This is a genomic window from Nitrosomonas sp. GH22, assembly GCF_009833115.1.
Classification (GTDB): Bacteria; Pseudomonadota; Gammaproteobacteria; order Burkholderiales; family Nitrosomonadaceae; genus Nitrosomonas; species Nitrosomonas eutropha.
Map to the genome: position 1 here is coordinate 1 of NZ_QRCA01000070.1, position 3,811 is coordinate 3,811.

6 protein-coding genes and 1 pseudogene are annotated in these 3,811 nt (G+C 50.2%); 4 read left to right on the forward strand and 3 right to left on the reverse strand.

Annotation, left to right across the window (positions count from 1 at the left end):
- From ABF86_RS12295 to ABF86_RS12310, 4 genes are all read left to right on the forward strand, one after another.
- Positions 1 to 234, forward strand: a 234-nt coding sequence (locus tag ABF86_RS12295) for a hypothetical protein (protein ID WP_240142343.1), incomplete at its 5' end; no start/stop codon positions are given.
- 55 nt (positions 235 to 289) lie between these two features.
- On the forward strand, positions 290 to 787 hold the full coding sequence (locus tag ABF86_RS12300; protein ID WP_074456516.1) for a TspO/MBR family protein: 498 nt from the start codon (positions 290 to 292) through the stop codon (positions 785 to 787).
- A gap of 5 nt (positions 788 to 792) precedes the next feature.
- Positions 793 to 1,233: a pyrimidine dimer DNA glycosylase/endonuclease V gene (locus ABF86_RS12305; protein ID WP_011634140.1), complete on the forward strand. Its 441-nt coding sequence runs from the start codon at positions 793 to 795 to the stop codon at positions 1,231 to 1,233.
- Positions 1,234 to 1,310: 77 nt separating this feature from the next.
- Positions 1,311 to 1,661 carry a hypothetical protein gene (locus ABF86_RS12310; RefSeq protein ID WP_143055271.1) on the forward strand — a complete coding sequence of 117 codons (351 nt, stop codon included), beginning with the start codon at positions 1,311 to 1,313 and terminating at the stop codon, positions 1,659 to 1,661.
- A gap of 458 nt (positions 1,662 to 2,119) precedes the next feature.
- On the opposite strand, the gene ABF86_RS12315 is transcribed toward ABF86_RS12310, so the two are convergent.
- The 3 genes and pseudogenes from ABF86_RS12315 to ABF86_RS12325 form a co-directional block, all read right to left on the reverse strand.
- Complete coding sequence (locus tag ABF86_RS12315; RefSeq protein WP_011634134.1) at positions 2,120 to 3,010, reverse strand: methyltransferase; 891 nt, start codon at positions 3,008 to 3,010, stop codon at positions 2,120 to 2,122.
- Positions 3,011 to 3,216: 206 nt separating this feature from the next.
- Positions 3,217 to 3,359 (reverse strand): annotated as a pseudogene (locus ABF86_RS12320) (IS481 family transposase); the annotation flags it as partial.
- Between the two features lie 62 nt (positions 3,360 to 3,421).
- On the reverse strand, positions 3,422 to 3,811 hold a 390-nt coding region (locus ABF86_RS12325), incomplete at its 5' end, for an IS5 family transposase (RefSeq protein WP_160803656.1).

Here is a 3,811-nt window from a genome sequence, read left to right on the forward strand (position 1 = left end):
GGCGTTGATACCCATTTAGATACACATGTTGGTGTAGTCATTAACCACCAGGGTAAAGTGATAGGTAAACGCACCTACAGAGCGCTTCTTCAGCAGCTTGAAGCGAGAATGGTTGACTGGTGTCCTCTATCAAACAAGAGAAGATGCCATTCAGGATGTGCAAGCCTATATGGTGTATTACAACTCACGCAGATTGCATACCACTTTGGGAAATATGACTCCGCAGGAGTTTGAAAAAAGTACTTAATAATGTGTCCAGGTTTACTTGACCAGAACAAGGAGACATTTCATGACTCATATGTCACTGAGAAACCAGATTATCGGCCTCGTCGGGTGGCTTGTTATTAGCTTTATCGCAGCAGGCATAGGTGCTGCTGCTTCAATACATGCCAGTTCGTTCTACACGGATCTTGTCCGTCCTGGTTGGGCTCCGCCGTCGGCTGTTTTTGGCCCGGTGTGGACAGTTCTGTACGCGCTTATGGGCTTCGCCGCGTGGCTTGTCTGGCGTGCCAAAGGGTTCCGTGCCGCCCGTGCGCCACTGATCCTCTTTTTGGTGCAACTAGCGGTAAATGCCTTGTGGAGCTGGCTTTTCTTCGGTTGGCATATGGGAGCCTTGGCATTCGCAGACATCCTGCTGTTGTGGTTGCTCATTGTTACAACACTTGTTTTGTTCTGGCGTATTCGAGTGTTGGCTGGTGTTTTGCTAATTCCTTACCTACTATGGGTCAGTTTTGCCTCAGCGCTTTGCTATTCTGTGTGGCAGCTCAACCCGCAATTCCTGGGCTAACGGTCGTGCGGCTTTGGTCACTACACCCCAAATACCTAGATGCAAAAGGTCTTGTTGCGCTTTGGCGTGAAGCTCTACTGGCCAAAGCCGTATTGTGCGGCGAGACGCGTGGTTACATCCATCACCCGCAGCTGGAGCGGTTTCGCGAGCATCCGCTTCCACATCTAGCCATCAACGCTTATCTTGCCGCAGTGCAAGATGAGGCAACGGCTCGGGGTTACAGCTTCAATCGACTCAAGATCGGCTCGGTTCGGGCAGTCCGGAATATTTCGGTCACGGCGGGGCAGCTTGCATATGAGTGGCGCCACCTACAAAGCAAGCTGGCTGTTCGCAGCCCAGCGGTTCATGCGCAATGGAGTGAGGTAGATACACCAGCATGCCATCCGTTGTTCCGTTGCAAGCCTGGTGGCATTGCATCGTGGGAGCGCGTTGCAGAGAGCTTTTAGGGCCAGAGTGGTGGCCGGATGACGAACCAACCTTTTTTTCCAATGCGACATTGCTAAACGGTCGAGGGAACCTGGTCGTGATGCTTCGTTCTCTCGTGCCAGAAACGAGCTATTTAAATCCGATCATGCGGAAAGCCGAACATGGTCAGCATGCTCCTGGCAGACCATTCGTTATTGCCTTAAACGTTAGTGAACTTCCTCGCGCTCACGAACGACTTCAAACTGAGATCGAGCGAAACTTTCCTCTTTGGGATCATGTTTCAGGTGTGCTGATATTTATTCTATGGTTTTATGTCAGTTCCAAAACGAAGGCGTACAAATTTCGCATGTTCTCAAATCCCTATGTGAGTGCCCCTTTACCTGAGCAACTAGTCAATCTTTCGGAGCAGAAGCTGCATGAGTTGGAATTTGAAATTTGTGAACGGTAGGCTGTCGCCCAACAAGTCGCTGCAACTGACATTTGACCCGCCGCCCATTTTTGCTGCCGCAAAAATGGTCACCGCCTCAAACGCAGCTGAGCTCAGGCGTTATGCCAATAATGACTGTTAACCATAGTTAAGAGAATGCCGGAATTCATTGAGGCTCTTCGAACACTTACATTCGCCGATTTTCTAAGATTGCTTGCCATTCTTACACCGTTTATCGTGGCTATCTGGGGGGCGTTTCGTTGGGCATACGGTGTTCGTCTAAAGACATTGGAAACTAGTCTCACTGAACTCAGAACAGATTTTCAGAGAAATCTAAACAGGCACTCCCTCAATTATGCTGTATGCTGATTTGGTCGAAACGATTCTGGTCAACTGGAAGCCAGACCGATTGAACAACTCACGATATCCAGCTTCAGTACGCTCATGAGCGTGGAGCAGCACCAGCATTTCCAGATCCATTAGCTTGCCAAACGATGGTGCGTTCCTTTCCGGAATAACCATTTCGACGACAAGAAGCCTGCCATCTGTCGGTATTTCCCGGCACAGCACTGGAGGATGGTCGACGCGCGTTCATCGTTCCATTCATGGAGGATATGCTTCATGATATAGGCGTCTCCCCCCGCCGGAACCGATGCAAAGAAGTCACCGCCAACTGCCTCGCAGCGCTTCGAAAGCCCACGCTCTTCAATAGCCTCCTTTGCTCCAGCAATGACGGAAGGGGCATCGATGAGGATTCCGCTCATTTGTGGAAATTTTTCCAGGATTGAGCAAAGAAGCATGCCGTGACCGCCACCTACATCGACGAGCTTGCTGATTCCCGTAAAGTCGTAGCCGTCGACGATTGCCGCGCTGGCGGTAGCACTCATACTGGTCATGGCATCGTTGAAAATCTGGGCGGGACCAGAATTTTCGCCTAGATACTCGAAGAAGGCTTTACCATGGATTCTTTCGAACGCTGGCAGGCCAGACTGAGCACTGCCGAAAAGATCGCCCCATGCACGCCAATGCCAATCCGCTCCGATAAAAATAGAAAGATCGCGCACACTACCAGGCGTATCGCTTCGTAGCAGTTCGGCCAAGGGGGTCAGTTTAAAGCGCGCCGCGTCATCTTCAGCAAAGATACCAACACTGGCAAGCTCGCGCAAGATACGATAGAGAGCGCTTGCCTGGGTGCCGGTTGCCTGAGCAAGTTCCTCTATACTTTTCGGTCCATCTTTGAGCAAATCAGCCAAACTCAGTCTCGCCGCTACAGAGATGGCCTGCGTAGTAACAAATCCAAAAATCATCTGCATCAGTTGCGTTGCTGGGGGAGCTTCCGTTGAAACGGGCTTGGATTCGTCTTGGGACATTTATTTTCCTTTCAAAAGGCGACAATAATAACGCTAACCTGATCATGCCATAATGACGATAAAGTAGAGCATTGTGTTACAAAGAAAGTGCCGCATCATTGTCAACATAAGCGATTGATCGATCTAATCAAGGAAAGCAAGAGCTACAGCTATAGCAAAAGCTGATGTCAAGAAAGTAGAATTAAGTGTTGCCCGCCCCGATTTGGCTAATTATCACATCCCGGATGATTGTATGGTTTTTTATGAAAGAGATGGAGATGAGTTCTATACCATTCTTTCATGGCCTACATTGGAGTTTTACTCTTGAAGGCAGACTGTGCGGTAGTTGCTGATTATACAGACTCGCATAACACTCCATGTTTGTTAAGCAATCGAAATCCTGATGATGCCTTATGGACCCTAAGAGCCCGTTCAAAGTCTTTTGAGTAGAACGGCCAGGAAGGCCAGGTGAATAAACTGCAAGCTGGTGTTGGGTAAGCGCTCACAGTTCTTCCACAGCCGTCTATTCTTCTCCAACCAGGCAAAGCTGCGTTCCACCACCCAACGCTTGGGGATAACGGCGAAGGTATGCAACTCACTGCGCCTGGCGATCTGAACCGCGACAGTCTCGCTCAGCACATCGCGTACACCTTGAGCAAACGGCTCCCCCACATAACCGCTGTCCGCCAACACCCGGCCAAGGCCTGAACAACAACGCCGAAAAACCTGCAACGCACCTTTGCGATCGGTCACTTCCGCTGTCGTCACCGCAATGGTATGCGGCAAACCCTGGGTATCGACCGCGATATGACGTTTGATGCC